This window comes from Acidobacteriota bacterium, assembly GCA_020349885.1.
Taxonomy (GTDB): domain Bacteria; phylum Acidobacteriota.
The window spans coordinates 1238090-1260338 of the sequence record CP070701.1 but is presented as its reverse complement, the minus strand read 5'-3'; the positions used below and the strand labels follow the sequence as shown (position 1 = coordinate 1260338).

Below are 22249 nucleotides of genomic sequence, written 5' to 3'. Positions count from 1 at the left end.
CCGCCCGAGCGCGCGAGCACCCGCTCTAGGTAGAGGTCCTCCAGCTCGCGGAGGGAAAGGCCCCCGGACGCCGCCTGCTCCAGCGCGGCCTCCTCACCCTGGTGCACGAGCATGGGAAATTGCTCTATAGTGAGCGCGTCGCTCTCAGAAAGTACCACGGCGCGCTCCATGGCGTGCTCGAGCTCGCGGACGTTTCCGGGCCACGCGTAGAGCAGGAAGCTGCGAAGCAGGGCCTCGTCGAAGCGCGCCACGGGCTTCCGGTACTGCGCCGAGAATTTTCTCAAAAACAGGCGCGCAAGCGGCGCGATGTCCCGCGGGCGCCCCCGGAGGGCGGGGATCTCCACGGAAACGGTGTTCAGCCGGAAATACAGGTCTTCCCGGAAGCGCCCCGCCTTGACCAGCGCCTCGATGTGCACGGGAGCGCACCCCATGCAGCGAACGTCGATCTTCCGCTCCCTCGTGTCCCCGATGCGCATGACGGCCTTCTCCTCGATGACGCGCAGAAGCTTCGCCTGAAGCGCCTGGGGCATCTCCGCCAGGTGGTCCAGAACGACGGTGCCCCCGTCGGCCAGCTCCAGGCGCCCCGGCTTCGAGGAGAGCGCGTCGGTGAACGCGCCCTTGGCGTAGCCCATGAGGTCGCTTTCGAGGAGCCCCTCGGGAATGCTCGCGCAATCGATCACCACGAAGGGCGCCTTCCGGCGAGGCGAGGCGCCGTGCATCCAAACCGCCCAGAGCGACTTTCCCACGCCGCTCTCGCCGCGAAGAAGCACCGAGAGGTCCGATCCGGCCACGCGCTCGGCCAGGTCGCGCGCCTTGCGGCTCGCCGGGTCAACGGCCGTAATTTCGAAAGACTCCCTGCTCTCCGCGTCTTCAGCCATGGCTTGCCTCGATGGGGATGCGCTGCGCGTCCCCCCAAAGCGACTCCAGGTCGTAGAACTCGCGCCGCTCCCGGAGGAAGATATGCACGACGAAATCGAGAAAATCCATCAGAATCCACTCGGTGCTTTTGAGGCCCTCAATGCCGTACGGGCGGACGCCGGCCTCGGCCAGCTTCTCTTCTACGAAGCGGCCCGCGGCCTGCACTTGGCGCCGGGAGGTGCCGTGGCCGATGACGTGGTAGTCGGTGAACGAGCAGAGGCCGCGCACGTTCAGCACGACCACGTCCTCGATCTTCTTTTCGGCCATCGCGGAGACGGCGGCGCGCAGCGCGGGGGAAAGCTCCGAAGTCATGCCCGGTACAAGCCCCGCTTGCGAAGATAGGAGAGCACGAGCGAAGGGACGCCGCACCCGTCGCGCACGTTGCGGCGGAGCGCGCGGCGCACGTCGGTGGACGAAAGCGGCACTACGCGGTTCGAGAGAAGGTAAACGCGCCGCTCCGCCGGAAGCGATGATTTTTTCTTCCAGACCCGCAGGCGGCGCTCGATGTACGCGGGGAGCGGGGGCTTCCGCACAGGTCGCCGGAAGACGGCGAAATCGAACTGCTCGACAAGTTTTTTCGCCTTCCACCACGTGGGCAAATCGTAAAGCGAGTCCTCGCCCATGAGAAAGACGAGCCGCGCGCGCCGATTCTTTTTCTGAAGCTCCCGAAGCATCTCGAGCGCGTACATCTTTCGCCCCGCTTCGAGCTCGACCGGAGAAATTCCGAGCCCCGGCGACGCGCTCACGGCGAGCGCCGTCATCGCGTAGCGGTCCCACGGGGAGCCGCGCGCGGGCTTCCCCCCCCGGTGCGGCGGCGCGTAACACGGGACGAAAAGAACCTCGTCGAGCCCCAGCATGCGCCGGGCGTAGCGCGCCATAACAATGTGCCCGCGGTGCACCGGATCGAAGGTTCCTCCCAGAACGCCTATGCGCCTCATGCCCGCGCCTCCCGGGAATTTTCTTCAAGCGCCGCGCGCTCCGCGCGGATTTTTTCCACGTGCTGCGCCATGGCCCCGACCAGGGCGTCCACGCCCTCGCCCGTCGCGGCCGAGACGGGAAAAAAGACCGCGCCCCTTTTCGAGGCGTACCCCGCCAGCGCGTCGAGCGCCCCGGGGGCCCGGAGCGCGTCCACCTTGCTCGCGGCGAGTATCTGGGGCTTTTTCTCCAAGCCGTGGCCGAATTCTTTCAGCTCTTTCTCGATGGCCGCGGCGTCCTCCAGCGGCTCGCGCCCCGTGGCCGATACGTCCACCATGTGCACGAGGACGGACGTGCGCTCGATGTGCCTCAGAAACTCAGCGCCCAGTCCCGCGCCCCGGTGCGCGCCCTCGATGAGGCCGGGGATGTCGGTCACCACGAAGCTTTTCCACTCCTCGTAGCGAACGACCCCGAGGTGGGGCGTTAGGGTCGTGAAGGGATAGTCGGCGATCTTGGGCCGGGCGGCCGAGATGCGCGAAATGAGAGTGCTCTTGCCCACGTTGGGAAAGCCGACGAGGCCCACGTCGGCGAGAAGCTTCAGCTCCAGCCGCAGCGTCCGCTGCTCGCCGGGCTTTCCGTCGTCGGCCCGGCGCGGGGCGCGGTTCGTCGAGGTCGCAAACGCCGCGTTTCCGCGCCCGCCGCGTCCCCCGCGCGCGGCGACAAAGCGCGCCCCCGGCGCGACCAGGTCGGCGAGGCACTCCCCCCCTCCGTCGTCGTAGACGAGCGTGCCGGGCGGAACGGGCAGGACGAGGCCCTCCCCGCGGGCGCCGTGCTGGTCGGAGCCGCGGCCGTGCTCCCCCCGCTCGGCGCGGTAATTTTTCAGATTCCCCAGGTGGGCGAACGTGGAAAGGTGGAGGCGCGCCTCCAGATAGACCGACCCCCCGTCGCCCCCATCCCCGCCGTCGGGGCCGCCGCGGGGCACGAACTTTTCGCGGCGAAAACTAACGCACCCGCGCCCGCCGTCGCCGGCTTGAACGCGGATGCGCACCTCGTCAAGAAACATTCAGCGGAAGGCCAGCCTCAGTTTTCCGACTCTTGGGGAAGGATGTGGACGAAGCGCCCGAGGCGGCCGCGGTCGTGGAAGCGGACGGTGCCCGAAATTTTGGCGTACAGCGTGTCGTCGCTTCCGCGCCCGACGTTTTGGCCGGCCTTTACGGGGGTTCCGCGCTGGCGCACCAGAACGGAGCCCCCCGGAACGAGCTGGCCGTCGAAGGCCTTCGTCCCCAGGCGCTGCCCGTGGCTGTCGCGGCCGTTTCGTGAGCTTCCCCCGGCTTTCTTATGGGCCATCAGGACTCTCCCTTCGGCATCAGGATTTCCTCTATGCGCACTTCGCTGTAGCGCTGGCGGTGGCCGCGGGTCTTGCGAAAGCGCTTGCGGCGTTTTTTATGAAAAACCAAAATCTTTTTCTCCTTGCCCTCCGGGACGAGCACCGTGGCCCGCACCCGCGAGCCCTCGACGAGCGGCCGCCCCACGAGAATTTTCCCGTTCTCCGCCGCAAGATGGACGCGGTCGAAGAACATCTCGCCCTCCTCCGCGCCGAGTTTCTCGATCCGAAGCACCTCGCCGGGCTCCACACGATACTGTTTTCCACCGGTCTCGATTATGGCGAACATGGGAGTGTTTCCTCAAGAAACACTATAAGGGAGAAAGAGAGGGGTTGTCAAGCGCAAGAATTTAGGTAGGTCAGGGCATCGTAAGGGAAGGTGTTCGGCGAAGGATGGGCGATGACCGCAATTTGACGAATTTTACTTGACACTTGCCAACCCAGGCATTAGTGTGAGGGCGAACCACTGAAAGCGTGCCCCGACGCCCGCGTCGGGGTAAAAATGCGCCGTAGGTGGTGTTTTTTTGTCATGACTTTGTACTTGACATTTGACTACCCATGGCTTATAATAAAATATCCGGTACACCGGAATTGGATGGGCCGTGTAGGCCCAGCGTGAGAAAGGCCCGCAAGGGTCTTTTTCATTTTAACTCTGGAAACCATACCTTGCCGTATCCTTCGACGTGTCCTTTAGACAAATGGCGGTTGTATTTGGACAGGAGCATGGCCTTCAGTCGGCTCACGAACGAACCCATTTGCGCAGGGAGAATCCCTTTCTCACTTAGCATTTCCTGTTTCACGGGATGCGCAATAATGTCGGCTAGCTGGAGTCCAGCAATATTCTCTTCTTTCTTTTTCAAAATCAGTTCCTCGCGTGTGAGCGCACGGCGATAGAATTCTGAGGGATAAAATCTATCTCCGTGAACGAAAACATGTTCGTAGGCATTTGAGAGAAAGCCGTCCTCAACCTTACCGCGGCTTTCGGCGTACACGTCCCCGCTACGATTGAAGTGGTTGAGATATCCGCAGTACCTTTGGAGCATAAAACCAAGCGACGCATGATAGGGGTGCCAAGGATCCGGATAGACAGTTTTTAAGGCAAGTTTATCCACAACGACAGCCACAATCCTGAAATCCGCATCCGAGATGATTCTCAACAAGTCGTCATCAAATTGCTTTCGGGTAGCGTCATCTCGAAGCCTCCAAAATGATTTCCTCGCTTTGATGATATCCGTCCGATGGAAAATCACCGGTGGCTCATCGGGATGGCGGGGAAAGTAGTGTTCCTTGAACTTTTCTATGGCTTCGTGAAATGCAAGGTAGGCGTCATTCTTGAAAAAACATCCCACAAGGGCAAGATAGCGTTTGGGAATTTCCTGAAGGCTCCGCTCGTCGTAGAACACGTGATCCCCCGACTCATCCACGTACAGGCGATAGCGTTCTTCAGCCATTAAACCTTTCCCACCGCCTTCCTATGCTCCGCCCTCCACTGCCTTAATCTCCTCTATTCCTCCGGCCACTCATATTCTTCCTCCAACCTCCCCCCCCGTCATTCCTTCGTCCCGGCCTGTTTGAGAATCTCCACAGTCTCGGTGTGGCCTTCCTCCGCCGCAGCCATCAAGGCGGTTTTGCCATCTTTGTCCCTCGCGTTCACGTCCGCACCTGCGTCAATAAGAGCCTTCACCGTCTCGGTGTAGCTCCGCCTTGCCGCACGCATCAGGGCGGTCTCGCCGTCCATGTCCTTCGCGTTCACGTCCGCGCCCGCGTCTATCAGGGCCTTTGCCGCCCCGGTGGGGATATGCTCCACCGCACACATCAGGGCGGTCTCGCCGTCATCGTCCTGCGCGTTCACGTCCGCGCCCGCCTCCATCAGGGTTTTCACCGTCTCGGCGCGGCCCTCCCATGCCGCACGCATCAGGATGGTCGTGCCGCACCTTCCTTCCGCATTCACATCCGCACCCGCGTCTATCAGGACCTTCACCGTCTCGGTGTGGCCATCCATCGCCGCCCACATCAGGGCAGCCCTGCCGTCCACTTTTCCCGCGTTCACGTCCGCGCCCGCGTCAATCAGGGCCTTTACAATCTCGGTGTGGCCTTCTTGTGCCGCATCAATCAAGGCAGTATGGCCCATTTCGTTTTCCTTCGCGTTCACGTCCGCGCCCGCATCTATCAGGGCCCTTGCCGTCCTGGTAAGGCCATTCCTTGCCGCAAACATCAGGGCAGTCTCGCCGCCACGTACTTCCGCATTCACATCCGCACCCGCGTTAAGTAAGGCTTTCACAATCTTGGTGTAGCCATAGTTTGCAGCCCACATCAGGGCAGTCTCGCCGTTCTTGTTCTTCGCGTTCACGTCCGCGCCTTGCTCTATCAATTGCTCCACCTTGGCGGCATCGCCGATCTTTGCCGCCTCTAGCAGATCTGAATCGAGGCCGCCGCAAGCCACTTGCACGAAAAGCAACGGGAGCAAAAACAGGATTATCTTAAAGAAAGGTTTCATCTTCGTTGTTTTTCGCAGTCCCCCGCCACGCCCCACGAGGCAGCAAGGAATGCGATGCAAATAACCGACAGCAATGAGCGCATTAGAACTTCTTGAACTTCATCCGCACGGTTGTCCACCATGGATCCTCGTGGGGCCAGCCATCGTAGAGCATGAACGCGCAGAGCTTGTCCTCATCATCGAACGTGTACATCGCCGTATAGAAGATCTCGACGCATTCGTTCTCCTCAAAATCCGTCTCGTAGAAAAGTGTAGTTGATCCCACACCGCCTGGAAAGTGTTTGAAAAGGGTTCTTGTCGGCTCTCCTAGGATATCCGCAACTTCTTTTCGACTGAGTCCCAGCCGTATTCCTCGCGGCGTCTCATAATCTTCGGGACTACGTTCGATGAGATTCAGCGGTTCGGGTATCCGCGCACAGTGCGCCGCGAGCTTCGCCGTAACATTCTCCACTGTCGGTTGTCCCTCATATACCAAGATCCTCTTGATTCCGCCGCCATCTTCATCCGGTTCAACAATTTCAAGCGAAATGTCCAGAACCTCATCGTAGGATGAGCGGTGGTTCTCAATGTGTGTGTCATGCCATTCGCCGGGGCCCATGACCAGATACACTTCACGAGCATCCATCCCAAAAGTCAACGCACCGACGCTCCTTTCAACAAACCCGCAGGATGATTCGTCTCCGGGAGTCCATAACTCTGATAGATCCCATACGTCCTCAGAACACTTGAGTGCTTCTTGCTTGTACCATCTCGGAACAGTAATGTCGAATGCATGAATGCCGCCATTAAACTCCAGCAAATCCAAGAAAACCCCTATTTCGCTTTCATGTACACGTATCCTCGTGTTCATCGTCCCACGAACATCATGGATGCGCCTTCCGATAGGGGACACGACTAGGATCACACTTCCAATGCCCATCCAGATCAGAGCGAATCTGATTCTTTTCCACCACAAACTTCTTCGAGGCACCTCTACGGTGCTTCTCACTCCTCTTCCTCCTCAATTGGAAATTGAAACAACTCATGCTTGTTCTCACTTAATCGATAGCGCCTGAGCAGCTCGCGCCCCCATTCTCCCGAAGCATGGACGGATACTTCGACCTCGTACGGTATCTGTTCATTCTCAAGGTTACGAATATACCGATGCGTGGCTGCGCTGTGATAGGTGCTAAGACAGGCCCACTTGAGTGGAAAATGTACAAGAATTTCGTAGGTCAGCACGACACCCACTACCATCCACACGACGGCAAGGAGCGGCTTCTTGATAACCCTCCAGATCTTTTTCACTTGCCCTCTCTATCTGCAGGCAGCGTCACGTTACGAGCCCTTTGTGCATATCAAGCTTGTCCCAGTGGGAATTATACACCTTTTCTACTGAAGTAAACGACGATTGTGCTTATTAGGAACAACCTCTCCCCAAAGCCATCCGCCCCCCGCCTCCGCGCCCCGTCACTCCTTCGTCCTCGCCTCCCATTCTATGCCGACGCATGCGTCGGGGCAAGCCCAGACTAAAGCCGGGGCAAGAACGAACCTACCTCACCTTGCTCCCGAGCGGCACGTCCTCGGGGCCCCAGACCACGGAGACGTCGCCGTCGGGCGTCTCCGCCGCAAGCAGCATGCCCTGCGACTCGACGCCCATCAGCTTTGCGGGCTGAAGGTTCGCGAGGACGAGGATGCGCCGCCCGACGAGCTCCTCGGGCTTGTAGCGCTCGGCGACGCCCGCGACCAGCTGCCTTTTTTCCGAGCCCAGGTCCGCCACGACGCGCAGCAGTTTCTTCGACTTGGGGATTCCTTCCGCCTCGAGCACCTGCGCCACCAGGATTTCCATCCCGGCGAAATCCTCGATGCCAACCATCGACGCGGAAGTTTGCGAGTCTTTTTTCTCTTCGGTCATTTCAGCCTCCAGGTAAGTCTTGAGGTCGGTTCTTTGAAAGAGCGCCTTTCCCTTCTTCGCCTTCGCGCCCACGAGGCGCGCGCCCCACGAGGCGTCTGCCTCGCGCAGCGCCTCGGCCTTCGCGGGGACGCCCAGCTGCTTCAGAATCTCTTCCGCGTAGCCGGGCGCCACCGGCGAGAGGAGCACCGCCGCGATGCGCAGCGCCTCGGCGGCGTCCGAGAGAATTTTTTCGAGCTGCGCGCGCTTGGAAGAATCCTTCGAGAGCTGCCACGGCGCGCTCGCGTCAATGTAGCGGTTCACCTCCGCGACGAGCGCCCACAGCGCGCGAAGACCGTCGCTGAAGCGGTAGGCGTCGAACGAGTCGAAGAAAGCGCGCGCCGCCTTTTCGGCCGCCCCGCGCAGCGCGGGGGAGGCGTCGCTCGACGAGAGCGCGCCGCCGGGGCGTCCCTCCGCCGCCGGAAGGCCCTCGATGAGCTTCGCGGTGCGCGAGAGGAGGTTTCCCAGATCGTTCGCCACGTCGCTGTTGAGACGATGGAGGAAGGCCTCGTCCGAGAAGTTCGCGTCCTCGCCGAAGACCATCTCGCGCAGGAGGAAATAGCGCAGGGCGTCCGGGCCGAAGTCGTTCAAAATGTGGTAGGGGCGGACGATGTTGCCCCGCGTCTTCGACATCTTGCCCTCGTCCCGAAGCCACCAGCCGTGGCCGAAAATCTCCTTTGGCGGCTCGACGCCGGCGGCCATCAGGAAGGCGGGCCAGTACACGGCGTGGAACCGGAGAATGTCCTTGCCGATGAGATGCAGGTCCGCCGGCCACCAGCGGGAAAACTCCTCGTCGTCGTCGCCGTAGCCCACGGCGCTTATGTAGTTGATGAGGGCGTCGAACCAGACGTAGAGCGTATGGCCCTCGGCGCGGGGCGCGGGGATGCCCCAGCGCACCGTCGTCCGGCTGATCGAAAGGTCCCGGAGGCCGCTTTCGACGAACCGGAAAATTTCCTGGCGGCGATGCTCCGGCCTGATGAAGGACGGGTGCGCCTTGAAGTGCTCAAGGAGCGCCTCCTGGTAGGCCGAGAGGCGGAAAAAGTACGTACGCTCAGTGGTCTTCTCGGCCGGACGGCCGCATTCGGGGTTGGGGCACGCGCCGCCCTCCCCCAGCTGCGACTCGAGCCAGAACGTCTCGCACGACGTGCAGTACCAGCCCTCGTAGTCGTCGAGAAAGATGTCGTCACGTCCGTTTGCGTGAATTTTCTCGAAAAGCGCGTAGACGCCCTTCCGGTGGCGCTCCTCGGTGGTGCGGATGAAGTCGTCGTGGCTGATGCGAAGAATCTTCCAGAGCGCGTGGTATTTCTCGACCACCTTGTCGGCGAGCTCGATGGGCTCGAGGTTCTGCGCCGCGGCGGCGCGCTCGATTTTCTGGCCGTGCTCGTCGGTGCCCGTCAGGAAATGAACGTCGAAGCCGCGCAGGCGCTTGGTGCGCGCGACGACGTCCGCCACGACGGTCGAGTAGGTGTGGCCGATGTGCGGCTCGTCGTTCACGTAGTAGAGCGGCGTGGTGACGTAGAACTTCATCATCGAGCGTCCATTATAGAGAGTGCGGAGCGGGAATGCACGATGAGCGGACGCGCCCGTCCCTCCCGGAGCGGGACGGGGCGGGAAAAGCGCGCCCCCGCCCCGAAAGGAGCGGCCTACTCCTCAAGGAGGGCCTCGATGGCGCGCCGCGCGCTCTCCGAGAGATCCCGAACCGCAACTTCCTCGCAAGGGGCGGAAATGGGACTTCCTATCCTCACCTCCATCTCGCACGCCGCAACGGTCAGCGTGCGCGGCGGAAGGGCCCTCTCGCCGCCAAGGATGGCGACGGGCAAAAGGGGAACCCCGGCCTCCTTCGCCAGCCGAAACGCACCGCTATGGAAAGGAAGCATCCCCGCCTCGGGGCGAGTATTGCGCGTGCCCTCGGGGAAGACGAGAATATTTCGGCCGCGGCGCAGGGCGTCGAGCGCCGCCTCAAGACTCCCGTGGGGGCGGCGGGATTTCTTCGTGCGGTCGACCGGGACATAGCCCGCGAGTGCCATGGCCCACCCGAAAAGAGGGATATGAAAAAGCGGGCGCTTCGCCATGGCGCGAAGAGGTGCGGGAAAAGTCGTAAAGAGCGCGATGAGGTCGAAGTGGCTGCGGTGGTTCGCAACGACGATATAGCATTGGCCGGATCTTACGTGCTGCGCCCCCTCGCAGCGGACGCGCACGCCGCATGCGCCCCTAATGGCGGAGGCCCACACCCATTGGATCCTGTCAAACCAGGCACGCGGAAACCGCAGGAGAAGCACCCCCATGGCAATGCCCCCCCCACATACCGTCGCCGTGACAATGACGACGGCTTGAAACAAGAAACGGCACGTACGGACGAGGCGCTTCATCGTGGGGTCGGGGCAGCCATGGAAAGCGCGAAAAATCCGCCCATTAGCATGCCCGGCAAGCGGCGCGGCACCCCGGCCCCGCTACCGCCGGGGCCCGCGGCAGCGCTTCAAAATTTCCACCGCCATGTTTTCCGCGCTGCAGACCACGTCGGCCAACCCGGCCCGAATGATCTCCTCGGGCATCGAGCGGACCGTGGCGGTCTCGGGAGACTCGACGACTGTCGTCCCGTCGGCTTTTTTGAGCGCCTCCACGCCTTGGCGCCCGTCGCCGCTCATGCCCGTGAGAATAACTCCCAGGAGCTTTTTGGAGATTCCCAGGGTCTCGGCCGCCGACTGGAAGAGATGGCTGATGGAGGGTGCGAAGCGGTCGTTTTCATTCTTCGGGTGGACGCGAAGGACGGGACGCTTCTTCCCGATGGCCACCGTCGTCCGCTTCCCGCCGGGCGCGACGTAGGCGTGCCCCGGCTCGATCGCGTCCCCGTCCTCGGCCTCCCGGACGGTGAGGTTGCAGGCTCGGTCGAGGCGCGAGGCGAAAAGGTTCGTAAAGATGGGCGGCATGTGCTGGGCCACGAGAACGCTCACGGGCAAATTTTCGGGAAACGCGGCCAGGGATTGCTGGATGATGGTCGGGCCGCCGGTGGAGCTTCCGATGAGCACCACATCGGCCTCTCCCTCCGTGCCCACCGGGATGGGCGGTGGTTCAAGCGGCGGAGGCGGAAGGGAAGGCGAAGGGGGCTCCTGGGCGGGAGGAGGCACCGCGGACTTGAGGTGCGCCGAAGCCGCCGCCAGAACCTTGGCCGCGAGGTCCACCTCGATGTCGTGGAGCTCGACGGATGCGCGCTTGCCGGGTTTCGCGATAAAATCCACCGCCCCCAAGTCAAGGGCCTTGAAAACGTTCTTGTCCGTGGCATGGCTGCTCACGACGATGACGGGAAGCGGACGGTTGGCCATCACCCACCGCAGCACCGAAAAGCCGTCGAGCGCCGGCATTTCGAGGTCGAGCGTGAGCACGTCGGGCTGAAGCTGTTCGATGCGCTTGATGGTCACCTGGCCGTCGTAGGCCGTGCCGACCACCTCGACGCCCGGGGTGCGCGATAGCATCTCGGAAAGGATCTTCCGGTTGAAGGCCGTGTCGTCGGCGATGAGAACGCGGACGTTCCGCTCGGCTTGTCCCGAGCCCTGTCGAGGGGGCGGAATCATTTCTGGTACACCATGTCGTGCTTGAAATGCCGCAGGCGAAACTTCGTTGAGACGTTCAGAAGCGATTCCGAGTGGCCGAGCATAAGAAACCCGCCCGGTCGCAGCCGCTCGTAAAGCGAGTCGATGACCCGTTTCTTGCCAGCCTTGTCGAAATAGATGATCACGTTGCGGCAGAAAACCACGTCCACCTCGCCGAAGATCAGGGGGCGCCGCACATCGTAAAGGTTGACCCACCCGAACGTCACATACTTTTTGACCTCGTCCCGAATGCGGTGGGTCTTGTCGTCGATGCGCTCGAAATACTTGGCGCGGAAGTAATCGTCGGTCGCGCGGAACGAATTCTCCCGATAGACACCCGCCCGCGCCTGATGGAGAAGCGCCCGGTTAATGTCGCTACCGAAAATCTCGATGTTCCACTCCGAGGGCAGGCTCTTTTCCAGCAGAAGCGCGGCCAGCGTATAGGGCTCTTCGCCGCTCGCGCAGCCCGCACTCCAGATTTTCAGGTTCCGCTTCTCGCGGGCGGCGTCCGCGTCCATAATCTCCGGGAGAATTTCGTGGATAAAGGCGTTCAGCTGATTCATCTCCCTGAAAAAATACGTCTCCCCGGTCGTAAGAAGCTCCACGAGTTGGTCGAGCTCCCTGTGACCGTCCCTGTCGTAGAGCAGATGGTAGTAGTACTTCTGGTAATCGTCCTCCTGAAGAGCGGCCATGCGCTTGGCCACGCGCTTCTGCACGATGAACTTCGAGTTATCTCCAAACGAGAGGCCGCTGTAGTCGAGCACGAGCTGGCAGATGGCCCGGTAGATTTCGTCCGGAAGCTCGTCCTCGGAGACCGGCGCGCGGAAAAGCAGGGAGTCCGTCATGGCGCTTTCCGACCTGTCGGAACCGCCCCCTGCTGAAGGAGCCGCTCGGCCAGGCTCGCGGCACGGGGCGAAAGGCGGCGAACGGCGTTCTCCACGGAATCGGGAGAAACGTCCTTGAGCGCGCGAAGGTACATGCCGACCTCTTCGACGCACTGCTCCTGGTCCAAGAAGGCTAGCACGAGAGGAAGGGCCTCCGAAGCCCGAAGCTGCGCGAGGCCCGCGATGACCTTTCGAAGCACCAGCGGGTCCGAGGGAGAAAGAAGAAGCGCCGTTAAGCTCTCGAGCGCCCGGGCCGCGTCGCTCCGCGCGAAAAGTGCGTCTAGCGCCACGACGACCGGCTTCCAGTTCCGGCGCGCCTCATCGTCGTCCCCCTCCTCTCGGCGCAGGCACTGCTCCAGCCGAAGCCGTGCGGCCTCCCCGGGCACGGCGCTCAAGGCCTTGATGGCGGCCACCCGAAGCTCGCCCCGGCTTTGCTCCACGGCACGAAACACCGCGTCCACGGCGGCGGACGTCCCCACGTTTCCAAGCGCTTTCAGCGCGGCAATCTGCACCGGCGGCTCCTCCGAATCGAAGCGCCCAAGAAGCGCCTCGGCCACGCGCTCGCTGCCGCGCCCGATTTCGCCGAGCGCTTCGATGGCCTCCGCCCGCACCCACATGTCCTCGTCCTCAAGAAGGGACAAGAGTTTTTCGAGTGCCTCCGAAGAGCGGAGCTTGGCCAGGGCGCGCACAGCCGCCTCTCGCACGCGGCCGCTTTCGTCGGAAAGCGCCGAGACGAACGCGGCGAAGAACGCCGAATCCTCCAAATCCCCCATGCGCTCGATCGCCGTCTGGCGCACCGCGCGCGCTTCGTCTTTCGAGGCGAGCAGCAGCGCCTCACGCGCACGTGCGCCTTGCAGACGGGCGTACACGTTGAGCGCGTTCGCGCGCACCGCGGGACGGTCGTCGCGCAGCGCCTGCTCCAGCGCCTCGACGGCTTCCTCCGAGGCCTTCCCCGCCAGGACGTGCATCAGTCCGCTTACAGCGCCCGCCTGCACTACAGGACTCGCGTCGCCAAACTGCGCGAGAAGCTCGGGCCAGACGAGCGGGCTTTCGATCCGCCCGAGTGCTTCGATCGCCGCAAGGCGAATCTCCGGCTCCTCCCGCATAATCTGGCGGCTCAGGGGCCGCACCGCCTCTTCGCTCGCGATCATGCCCAGGGTTTCTATGACCGCCACCTCGGTGTCCTCGTCCTCGGGCCGGCCCGCGAGCTCCGACGCCTGCTCCGGGACAAGGATGTTGACTAGCGTCGGAAGCGCCGCTCCACCCATGCGCGCCAGCGCCGACTGGGCCGCCTCGCGCAAGGTGGCGTCGCGCAGCGCCTCGATCAGATGCGAAACGGCTTTTTCACCCTGCAGCCAGCCGAGCGCCTCGATGGTGATCGTGCGCTCCAGGGGATCGTCGCTCTGGAGGCCACGGTGGAGAAGGTCGTCGAGACGCTCCATGTTGAAATTTTTTCGAAACTCGCCTTCGAGGCGTCGCCGCGCCTCCGAATCCCCCCTTTGCTCCAAGTTTCGGTGAATGCGGTAAAGGGCCTCGAGGGCGTCCATCTGGATCTTTTTTCGCTCGGCGACGGCCTTCGCGAGGAACGAAACGGCGCGAACGTCTCCGATGCGGCCCAGGCTCTGGAGAATCGACTTGCGCAGCACGCCCTCCCCGTAGCGCTTCATGAGAAGCTCCGTGGCACGCGGATCCCGAATCTCGCCCAGGGCCTCCACGGCATGGAAGGCGAGCCACAAATCCTCCGACTCCAGGAGCTCGGCCAGCTTGTCGTACGCCGCCGCACCCCCGCAGCGCCCCAGACAGGTTATCGCCGCGGTCGCCACGTTCCTGTTCGAGTCGCGGACAAAGGGGAGCAGGGCCTCCAGCGAAACGGCCTCGCCCATGTGGTGCAGCAGCTGGAGGAGCGCGATGCGGACATCGCTGTCGTCCGTCCGGCGCAGGTGCTCGAGCACAACCGGCACGACCTTCCCGCCGTAGCTCGAAAGGACCTCCGTGGCGGAGCTGCGGAGTCCCGCGTTATCGCCCGCGTAAAGAAAGCGGATGAGGGCGGCGCCGTGCTCGTCCGCGGAGCACGCGGACAACACCTCCGCGGCGGTCTTGCGCACGCGCCAGTCCTCGTCGCCGAGCAGCGTGTAGAGAGCCTCGCGCGCCTCCGGTGCGGCCGCGCCGCGAAGCGAGCCCGCGAGCACCCGCCGCACCTCGGGGTCGCGCGAGGACAGTTTTTCCTTGAGGGACAATGCGGAATTCGGCACGGCGTCTCCTAGGCGAGGTATTCTTTCTTTTTGATGGCGAGGAATTCTTGAAGCGCTTCTCGGAAAATATCCCGATTGCCGCGAATCGACTCGGGAATGCGCTTGTTGAAATATTCACTGCCGAACTCCAGGTCTTCCGCGAAGACTTCTTCGAAGCAGCCGCGCATGATGGACCGGCGGGCGCGCGTCGGCCGATAGATAAAAATGTCGGAAATGATGATGCGGGCAAGCGTGCGGGCCTCCTCCAGCGGGTCCCCCGGAGCGGCCAGCGGTGCTCGAGGAGGGGCTGTCTCGGGCCCGGCCGCCGGCGCCTTGAGCACGGAAGCGAGCACTTTGTCAAACTCCTCGTCCGTAATGCCTTCCTCGATGTAGGCGTCGGCGCCGTAGAGACTCTTGGGCGGGGCATGGTAGCGGTACGCGCGGAAGAGCGCGCCCACCAAAACAATCTTCGTGTAGCGCGTCGGCTCGGACGCCCGCATGCGGTCGATGACCTCGAAGCCGAGCACGTCGTCCAAAAAGGGACTCACGAAAAACACCCTGGGCGGCCGCTCGTCTATCCACGCGAGCGCCTGTTTTCCGCTTGCCGTAACCTGCACGTCGAACCGCCGCCGCTCCAGCTCGCCGCGCAGCCACCTGCGGAGTCCGTCCGCGCTGTCGGCCACAATCACAAGAGGCCTCCCGTGGGTCATGATGCGAGTCGAATGTCCAGGAATCTTTCGAGGTCGAGCAAAATTACCATGTCACGCTCGGAATGGTAAACGCCGCGAAGGTACGGATTCTGGGTCGCCGCGACCATCCCGGTTGTCTCCTCGATGCTCTCCTCCGGGACGGAGATCACCTGCTTCACGCCGTCCACCCACAGCCCGAACAGCTCTCCCTGCTGCGCAAGAACCACAATGCGCGCCTCTTCCGTCGGGGGACGAACGGGGTGGCCCAGCCGCTCGCGGCTGTCGATCACCGTGACGATGCGCCCCCGGAGCGACATAATCCCCGTGACGACCGAAGGCACGTTGGGCACGTCGGTGACGGGCTGGACGGGAATGATTTCGTCGATGTGCTCAATGGGGATGCCGTAGAGCTCGCTGCCGACCTCAAAGGTCAAGCAGCGCCAGAGCACGGGCGCCGCGGGGCTTGGTGCGGCCTCCTTTTCCTCGGGCCGCTCCCCGGGACCAGGCTCCGCCTCGGTGGACAAGCCCTCAACTTGTCGGGGCAAGTCGGCCTGGGCGGGCGGCGGAGTCGGAGGCACGGCGGGCTTCGCTTCCTCCGGAGCGGCTTCGCCAGGAACGGGCGGCGGCCCGGGCAGCCGCTCCTCCGTCGTTTTGGAGGCCGGTTCTTCCACAACCAACGCAGCCTCCGGGGCAACGGCCGCTTTTCCCGATTCCATGCTCGCTTCCATTTCGGTTTTCGTAAAATCGAGCGCCGTTTCCTCCGAAGGGCCTTCTTTCGGGAGCGCTCCCTTGGGCGGCCCTTTTGCCATGGAAACTTTTTGCTCCTGCTCCTTTTGCTTTTCTTTTCTGGCCTTCTCGCGGGCCTTCGCCAGGTCCACCATATCGTCAGCGCTCCTTGGCTCGAATCTCTTGCTCCATGGCACCGGAGGAGAGAACACCCTTGCGGGCCGAACGCGCGCCCTTGCCCTGAGCGGAAATTTCTTGCCTTTCGGCGGGCGGCGCGGGAGGCGGCTGCCCGTGATGCAGGAAATCATCGATGGCGTTTCGGGTGATGTCCGCCGTGACGCGGCGCGACTCGCGGCCGTAGGCCTCGATCAGGGACGCGTGTGCCAGGCGGTTGATCAACCGGGGAATGCCTTCCGAGCCCTCGTGGAGCACGTCGAGGGACGCCTCGTCGAACAACTCCCCCCGCGCTTCGGCCACGCTCAAGCGGAACCGCACATAGGCGCCCGTCTCCTCGCGGTCAAGGGGGACTAAATGGTAGCGCAGCCCGATGCGCTGGGCCAGGGCGCGGTACGCCGGCCGTTCGAGGCGCGTCCGGAGTTCCGGCTGCCCGATGAGAATCACGGAAAGCAGGCCCGCGTCGTCGAGTTGGAAATTCGTAAGCAGGCGAATCTCGTCGAACGTGCTCTTCGTGGGCACGAACTGGGCCTCGTCGAGCATCAGCACCAGGGCGACGCCCTCTTCGTGCAGGCGGTAGAGATGGTCATGGAGGGCGTCCATCATCCGGCTGCGCGGGCAGTCGTGCGGGATGTCGAGGTGCTTGCAGATGGCGGTCAGAAATTCCTTCGGCGTCAGGTGGGGGTTGATAAGAAGAACCACGCGGTATTCGCGGGAGAGGCGGTCCATCAGGGCGCGGGAAAGCAGCGTTTTGCCCGCCCCTATCTCGCCCGTAAGGAGCGCGATCTCCCGCTCCTCGCACGCGTACTCGAGGCGCGCCAGCGCCTCGCGGTGCTGGCGGCTCTCGTAGAGAAACCGCGGGTCCGGCGTCGTCGAAAAGGGGCGTTCGCTCAAACCGAAGAAGGACTCGTACATCACGTTGTGGGCGCCGCCGCCGCGCTTCTTTCCTCCAACACACCTTCCAGGAGCGAGCCGATGTCGAGCACCAGGACAAGCTCGTTCTCACCGAGCTCGCACACCCCGGCCAGGCCCGCAAGCCCCGAGAGCGTCGTCCCGATCGATTTGATGACCACTTCCTGCTCGCCCGCGAGCCGCTCCACGACGAGTCCGGCCCGCCGCTCCGCGGCCTGCACGACCACCACGAAGAGGCGGCCGTTTCTGGCGGCGGCCGGTGAGGTCGTCCCCGAAGGCGACTCGGGGGCGGCAAGATTGAAAAAGCGCTCCAGGCGGATCAGTGGCAGGGTCTGGTCGCGCAGGTGATAAACCTCGCGGTGCTCCACCGTCTTGATCTGCTCGGGCGTGATGCGCAGGCTTTCCGAAACGGACGTGAGCGGAATGGCGAAGCGCTTGCCGCCGCTTTCCACGAGGAGCACCTGCAGAATGGCAAGCGTGATGGGAAGCACGATCTGAAAGGTCGTGCCCTGCCCGGGCTCGGAGTGCACCTGAATCGAGCCTTTGAGACGCATGATGTTGGCCTTGACCACGTCCAGCCCGACGCCGCGTCCGGAAATGTCGCTCACCATCTTGGCAGACGAGAACCCGGGCTTGAAAATGAGGTTGATGCACTCGTCGAAGGTCAGCTCCGCGTCCGGGACGATGATGTCCTGCTGGACGGCCGCCTCGCGAATCCTCTCGGGCCGGATGCCGCTGCCGTCGTCGGAAATTTCAACGACCACCGAGTTACCCTTCTGGTACGCCTTCAACTCCACCACGCCCTCCTCGGGCTTGCCCCTCTCCCGGCGCCCCTCGGGGGACTCGACCCCATGGTCGATGGCGTTTCGGATAAGGTGCAGGAACGGGTTGGTGATTTCCTCGATCATCACCTTGTCAAGCTCGGTGTCGCCGCCGGAGAAGCGCAAGTCGATCTTTTTCCGGTTGCGGGCCGAGATCTTGCGCGCGGCGCGCGAGAGTTTGTTGAAAATCTGGCCGATGGGCACCATGCGCACGTCGATGATGCTCGCCTGCAGGGCGGCCACCTTGCGATCCAGGGTGCGCGCGGCTTTGACGAGCTCGAAGGCAAGCGGCGTGGAGCCGTGCTCGGAGGCCGCCTGGCGGCTCAGGCGCAGAAGGGCGGTCTTGCTGAGGACCAACTCGCCCACGATGTTCATGACCGCGTCGAGCTTTTGGATGTCCACCCGCACCGTCGAGCTGATGCTCTTGAGATCGGCGTCCCCCACGCCGAGGGTTTCCTCGGCTTCGGGAACCGGCGGTGGAGGTGCAGGCAGCGTTGGTGGCCCGAATGCGCGCTTGAGCAGGGGCTGCACGCCTCCGCCGAAGGGCGCCGCGAGCGCTTCGACCTTGTCACCGGGGAGATTGGAGGCGAAGATCAGCCGAAAGAAAATTTTATCCGGCTCCGCCCCCCCGCTCGAAGGAAGCGTGCTGATGACCTCGCCCTCCTCGTTGAGGGCGTCCGTGACCTTCTTGAGCTCCGCGTCAAACACGTCGAAGGCGAAGCCGACCGTCACGCCGTAGATCGCGTTTTGCTGGCGGAGGTTTTCCAAAAGACGGTGTTCCTCGTACTCCGTGAACGACTTGCGCGTCGATTCGTCCAAATCCAGCCAGTCGAGCGACACGTCCTCAGCCGCCTCGGCTCTCTGCATCGCCAGCGTGTGAATCTGGCTCGTAAGCGGCACGACGTCGACCTCCCCTTCTTCCCCCTGCCGGCTGATGCTCGCGACGAGCTGGTTCAAAAGCTCGATCGACTCGAACAGAATGTTCACGAGCCCATGCGAAGGCGGAATTTTCCCAAGGCGAAGACGGTCCAGCAGGTCCTCCAAATCATGACTCAGTGTCGAAACCTTTTCAAAACCCAGCATGCCCGCGAGCCCCTTCAGGGAATGCACCTCGCGGAAAATCTTGTTTACCACGGCGGGCTTTACGGCACCGGCCTTGAGGCCCGTCTCGAAGCCCGCCACGTCGCCGGAGAGCGCCTCGATGATTTCCTCGGCTTCGGAAACGAACTCGCGGCGGGCCGTTTCCTTTTCGCGGCTCATGATTTCTCCTTCCGGCCCAAGAGCGGCGCAACCGCCGACTCGAGCGCCTCGGGGTCGAAGGGCTTGTTGAGGTAGGCGTCCGCCCCCAGCGCGAGGCCGCGCTTGCGGTCCTCCTCGCTTGCCTCCGTGGAAACGATAAGGATGGGAATGTGGCGGTAGTGCTCGTTCTCCCTGAGGTAGTGGATGAGCTCAAGGCCGTTGATGTCGGGCATATTGATGTCCGTGATGAGAAGCTGGAAGGAGCGGGAGGGCAGGAGCCTGAGCGCGGCGAAGCCGCTTTCGGCCGTAACGACCTCCACGTCGTCGAGGCGGTCTTCGAGAGCCGCGCAGAGGAAGTTGCGCATGGGCGCCGAATCTTCGGCAATCAGGATGGACGCGGCGTGCGGCGTCTCCGGGGTCATGGGCTCCTCATGCCCTTGCCTGGAGCTGGCGGTGGAGGATGGCGTTCTCCATGGCGATGCCCGCCTGACTCATAAAAATTTCCAGCCCCTCGATGTTGCCGAAAGGCTTGTGGTGGTGCGCGTTGTCGCCGTAGAGTGCGGCGAGCACGCGCCGGCGGCTCACCAGCGGCACGACGACAATTTCCGTAGGCGCCCGCTTGCCGAGGTTCTCAATCAGCAGGCGATTGTGCATGGTGTCCTTGAGCTTGCCCCGATGCGTCTGGCGGCTTTCGATGATTTTCCGGAAGACGCTGTCCGCATGCCGGTCGATCTGGATGCGGCGCACCTTGTCGTTGATGCTTTCCTTGTCGCCCGTCTCACCGAAGCCCCCAAGTCCGTAGACCTTGTCCTGCTTGACGAGGAACAAAATCGCCCGGTCGAAAAACTCTGCCGCGAGACGGAGAATGAGAAGGGAAATCTCGGTGGTCTCCGTGGGATCTTGAAGTTCCCGCACCAGCGCGCGAATGGCCCGCAACTGCTTCTCGGAGGGTTTCGCGGCCTCGATGAACGTGGCATTCGTTACCTGCTCGCTTCGCGGGCCAGGCTGGGAAGCAGCCTGCACGGCGGCGAGGGAGGGAAACGCCGCGAGGTCTCTGGCGCCCCCGCGCACCAGCCGCCGCACGATGTAGTGGATGTCCTCCGAGAACTGCTGCAAGTCCTCTTCAAGGTCGGCAATCTCAATCTCCGAGATGTCGGGCTTGATGAGGTAGTTGCTCACGCCCAGGCGATAGGCTTCATGGCGCACCTTGGGGTCAAGGTGGTCGGTCATCATGACCACGGGAAGGGCCCCGTCGATTCGCTTGACTTCTTCGAGAACCTCCAGGCCGCCCAGAAGCCCTTTTCCGCCGCTGGAGCGCATAAGAAGGTCGCTGACCACGACGGGAAGCTCGCCCTGCCCACGAAGCGTTTTGGCGGTCCTGACGGCCTCTCCGGCCGATTCGACCGCATAAACGCGGTAGCCCTGCTGCAACAGGACACCTTCGAGATGCAAGCGGAAAAGCGCGTCGTCGTCCGCGAGGATGACCGGCGCCCCCCCGGGTTTGGAAGGCGGAGGCTCCTCGCTCTGAGGGGGGGCGGGCGAACCCTGTTCCGCGGAGGGAGCCGGCGCGGCGGGAGAAACCTGTTCCGCGGAGGGAGCCGGCGCGGCGGGTGCCTCGGGGGCGCCCTCCGCCATCACGAAGTCCACTTCCAGGTCCTCTTCCTTGTCGGCTGCGGCCGGCTGCGTCGGCGGCGCGGCCGACGTCGAGATGGCGTAGTGCTCCGCCCCTTCCACCACCGAATCAGGATGGATATCCTCGGGCTGCATCTTGAAAGGCATCGCAAGGGCGGACGGCGTGTAACCTTCTTTCGCCTCGAGCACGTCGTCGGGCTCGATGCCGTCTTGAAGGGAAATCTCTTTGGCGCTGAGGCCGTCCACCGGAAGATTCTCCATCAGCTCGAAAGCAAAAGTCCCTTCCTCGACCTTGAGAAGCTCCTGGAGCACGCCCATGATTTGCTGGCGCACGGCCTGCTCGATCTGCTCATGCGGGATGCCGAGCTCGACCAAGCGGACGCCCAGCGGGCGGCTGTCCCCCGTGGCGAGCACCTGGCCGAGCATGTCCTTCGAAAGAAGCCCCTGCTGCACCAGCATCTCGCCGAGGGGAGGCGTTTCCTGCCCGGAGGCATGAACGCTGACCACGCGGCCGTTCTTGAAGAGGATCGAGCTCTTGCCTTGTTCCGTGGTGAGAATAAGGATGCCCGTGCGTTTGCTCAGAAACACAATGTGCAAAATGTCGGAGAGGGCGAGGTCTTCGAGGCTTCCTCTCATCGCGCCGCGGCTCCTTTGAAGCGCCCGCTCCCGGCGTGCAGCGCAAGCGCCTGCGCTGCACGAAAGAATTGTGCCTTTTCGGGAGATTTCATCCTATCTTTTCTCTTCATGCGCATCATGGGCAGGCGTCGCCGGCGGCTCGTCCTTTCCGCGTTCCGGTTTCAGCACGCGGTCAAGCACACCGTTAATGAATTCCGGCGAACGCTCTGTGCCGAATTCCTTGGCCATTTCGATTGCCTCGTTCAGGACCACCTTTCGAGGAACTTCCGTCGTTTCGTACTCCGCCGCCGCAAGCCGCATCAGGTTGCGGTCCATGGCGGCAAGGCGCTCCAGCTTCCAATTGAGGAGCGCACCCTCAATCGCAGCGTCCCATTCCGCCAAGCGCCCCATAGCGCTGCGCACAAGCCGATCGGCGTAGTCCCGCACCCGGGGCCCGGCGTGCGTATCGGTCCAGAAGCCCCGCGTGACCTCTTCCATGGAACGTCCCGTGACTTCCAGCTGGTAGAGGATTTGAAGGGCGCAAATTCGTGCCTGGCGGCGGCGCCCCATGGGCATTCCCCCGCGCGCGGGCCCTCAGCCCGACGGGGGACGGCCGTTTCCGCCCCATTTTCGCAGGAGTTGCACCATTTCAAGCGCCGCCTCTGCGGCCTCGGCGCCCTTGTTGCACTCGTTCGCGGCGGAGCGCGCGAACGCCTGCTCCGCCGTGTCCGTCGTGAGCACGCCGAACGCAAGCGGCACGTCCGATTCGCGCGCCAACTCAGCAAGACCATGGCACACGGCGTCCGCCAAGTGCTTATAGTGCGGCGTCTCGCCGCGCACGATGGCGCCCAGGCACACGACGGCGTCGTAGCGGAGTTTCAGGGCCCGGCGTGCCGCCGCGAGCAGCTCAAACGCCCCGGGCACGCGCACGACCTCACAGCAATCGGCCGCCACGCCCGAGCGAGCGAGCGCGTCGAGGGCTCCCTGAACCAGCCCATCCACCACCGCCGTGTTAAACCGGCTCGCAATAACAGCTACGCGCAGGCTGCTTCCCTCGTCCATGCCTTGCATCGGGATACCTGTCATGTTGTTTTC

Annotated in this window: 23 protein-coding genes; all 23 read right to left on the bottom strand. The window is 63.2% G+C overall.

The features are described from left to right. A partial coding sequence (locus tag JSV08_05410; protein ID UCF79965.1) for a sigma 54-interacting transcriptional regulator occupies window positions 1-878 on the bottom strand: 878 nt, incomplete at its 3' end. Next, window positions 871-1230, bottom strand: a complete 360-nt coding sequence (rsfS, locus tag JSV08_05405; protein UCF79964.1) for a ribosome silencing factor — start codon at window positions 1228-1230, stop codon at window positions 871-873. The genes rsfS and JSV08_05410, both read right to left, overlap by 8 nt. Further along, window positions 1227-1856, bottom strand: coding sequence for a nicotinate (nicotinamide) nucleotide adenylyltransferase (gene nadD, locus JSV08_05400; GenBank protein UCF79963.1), 630 nt, complete (start codon window positions 1854-1856; stop codon window positions 1227-1229). The genes rsfS and nadD overlap by 4 nt, the downstream gene beginning before the upstream one ends. Continuing rightward, complete coding sequence (gene obgE, locus JSV08_05395; GenBank protein ID UCF79962.1) at window positions 1853-2896, bottom strand: GTPase ObgE; 1044 nt, start codon at window positions 2894-2896, stop codon at window positions 1853-1855. Before obgE ends, nadD begins: the two co-directional genes overlap by 4 nt. A 17-nt stretch (window positions 2897-2913) precedes the next feature. After that, a complete protein-coding gene (gene rpmA / locus JSV08_05390; GenBank protein ID UCF79961.1) occupies window positions 2914-3180 on the bottom strand; it encodes a 50S ribosomal protein L27 in 267 nt (88 codons plus the stop codon). Further along, window positions 3180-3506 (bottom strand): 50S ribosomal protein L21, encoded by a 327-nt coding sequence (rplU, locus tag JSV08_05385; protein UCF79960.1) that lies wholly within the window; start codon window positions 3504-3506, stop codon window positions 3180-3182. The genes rpmA and rplU overlap by 1 nt, the downstream gene beginning before the upstream one ends. A gap of 352 nt (window positions 3507-3858) precedes the next feature. Then, window positions 3859-4668: a DUF3800 domain-containing protein gene (locus JSV08_05380; GenBank protein ID UCF79959.1), complete on the bottom strand. Its 810-nt coding sequence runs from the start codon at window positions 4666-4668 to the stop codon at window positions 3859-3861. Between the two features lie 98 nt (window positions 4669-4766). Then, entirely contained in the window at window positions 4767-5714 is a 948-nt protein-coding gene (locus tag JSV08_05375) for an ankyrin repeat domain-containing protein (protein ID UCF79958.1), read from the bottom strand. 82 nt (window positions 5715-5796) lie between these two features. Then, entirely contained in the window at window positions 5797-6702 is a 906-nt protein-coding gene (locus JSV08_05370; protein UCF79957.1) for a hypothetical protein, read from the bottom strand. Further along, entirely contained in the window at window positions 6699-7001 is a 303-nt protein-coding gene (locus JSV08_05365; GenBank protein UCF79956.1) for a hypothetical protein, read from the bottom strand. The genes JSV08_05370 and JSV08_05365 overlap by 4 nt, the downstream gene beginning before the upstream one ends. 244 nt (window positions 7002-7245) lie before the next feature. Then, complete coding sequence (metG, locus tag JSV08_05360) at window positions 7246-9174, bottom strand: methionine--tRNA ligase (protein UCF79955.1); 1929 nt, start codon at window positions 9172-9174, stop codon at window positions 7246-7248. A 113-nt stretch (window positions 9175-9287) separates the two neighbouring features. After that, entirely contained in the window at window positions 9288-10013 is a 726-nt protein-coding gene (locus JSV08_05355) for a 1-acyl-sn-glycerol-3-phosphate acyltransferase (GenBank protein ID UCF79954.1), read from the bottom strand. Window positions 10014-10094: 81 nt separating this feature from the next. Then, on the bottom strand, window positions 10095-11213 hold the full coding sequence (gene cheB / locus JSV08_05350) for a chemotaxis-specific protein-glutamate methyltransferase CheB (GenBank protein ID UCF79953.1): 1119 nt from the start codon (window positions 11211-11213) through the stop codon (window positions 10095-10097). Further along, window positions 11210-12076, bottom strand: coding sequence for a protein-glutamate O-methyltransferase CheR (locus JSV08_05345; GenBank protein UCF79952.1), 867 nt, complete (start codon window positions 12074-12076; stop codon window positions 11210-11212). Before JSV08_05345 ends, cheB begins: the two co-directional genes overlap by 4 nt. Next, window positions 12073-14367, bottom strand: a complete 2295-nt coding sequence (locus tag JSV08_05340; protein UCF79951.1) for a HEAT repeat domain-containing protein — start codon at window positions 14365-14367, stop codon at window positions 12073-12075. The genes JSV08_05345 and JSV08_05340 overlap by 4 nt, the downstream gene beginning before the upstream one ends. 8 nt (window positions 14368-14375) lie before the next feature. Next, window positions 14376-15056 carry a hypothetical protein gene (locus JSV08_05335; protein UCF79950.1) on the bottom strand — a complete coding sequence of 227 codons (681 nt, stop codon included), beginning with the start codon at window positions 15054-15056 and terminating at the stop codon, window positions 14376-14378. After that, complete coding sequence (locus JSV08_05330; protein UCF79949.1) at window positions 15053-15916, bottom strand: purine-binding chemotaxis protein CheW; 864 nt, start codon at window positions 15914-15916, stop codon at window positions 15053-15055. The genes JSV08_05335 and JSV08_05330 overlap by 4 nt, the downstream gene beginning before the upstream one ends. A 4-nt stretch (window positions 15917-15920) precedes the next feature. Further along, a complete protein-coding gene (locus tag JSV08_05325; protein ID UCF81839.1) occupies window positions 15921-16850 on the bottom strand; it encodes an AAA family ATPase in 930 nt (309 codons plus the stop codon). Further along, window positions 16850-18928, bottom strand: coding sequence for a chemotaxis protein CheA (locus tag JSV08_05320; protein ID UCF79948.1), 2079 nt, complete (start codon window positions 18926-18928; stop codon window positions 16850-16852). Before JSV08_05320 ends, JSV08_05325 begins: the two co-directional genes overlap by 1 nt. Beyond that, window positions 18925-19329 (bottom strand): response regulator, encoded by a 405-nt coding sequence (locus JSV08_05315; GenBank protein ID UCF79947.1) that lies wholly within the window; start codon window positions 19327-19329, stop codon window positions 18925-18927. Before JSV08_05315 ends, JSV08_05320 begins: the two co-directional genes overlap by 4 nt. Before the next feature lie 7 nt (window positions 19330-19336). Further along, window positions 19337-21175, bottom strand: a complete 1839-nt coding sequence (locus JSV08_05310; protein ID UCF79946.1) for a response regulator — start codon at window positions 21173-21175, stop codon at window positions 19337-19339. Window positions 21176-21268: 93 nt separating this feature from the next. Continuing rightward, on the bottom strand, window positions 21269-21724 hold the full coding sequence (gene nusB / locus JSV08_05305; GenBank protein ID UCF79945.1) for a transcription antitermination factor NusB: 456 nt from the start codon (window positions 21722-21724) through the stop codon (window positions 21269-21271). Between the two features lie 24 nt (window positions 21725-21748). Then, complete coding sequence (locus tag JSV08_05300) at window positions 21749-22225, bottom strand: 6,7-dimethyl-8-ribityllumazine synthase (protein UCF81838.1); 477 nt, start codon at window positions 22223-22225, stop codon at window positions 21749-21751. Between the last annotated feature and the right edge of the window lie 24 nt (window positions 22226-22249).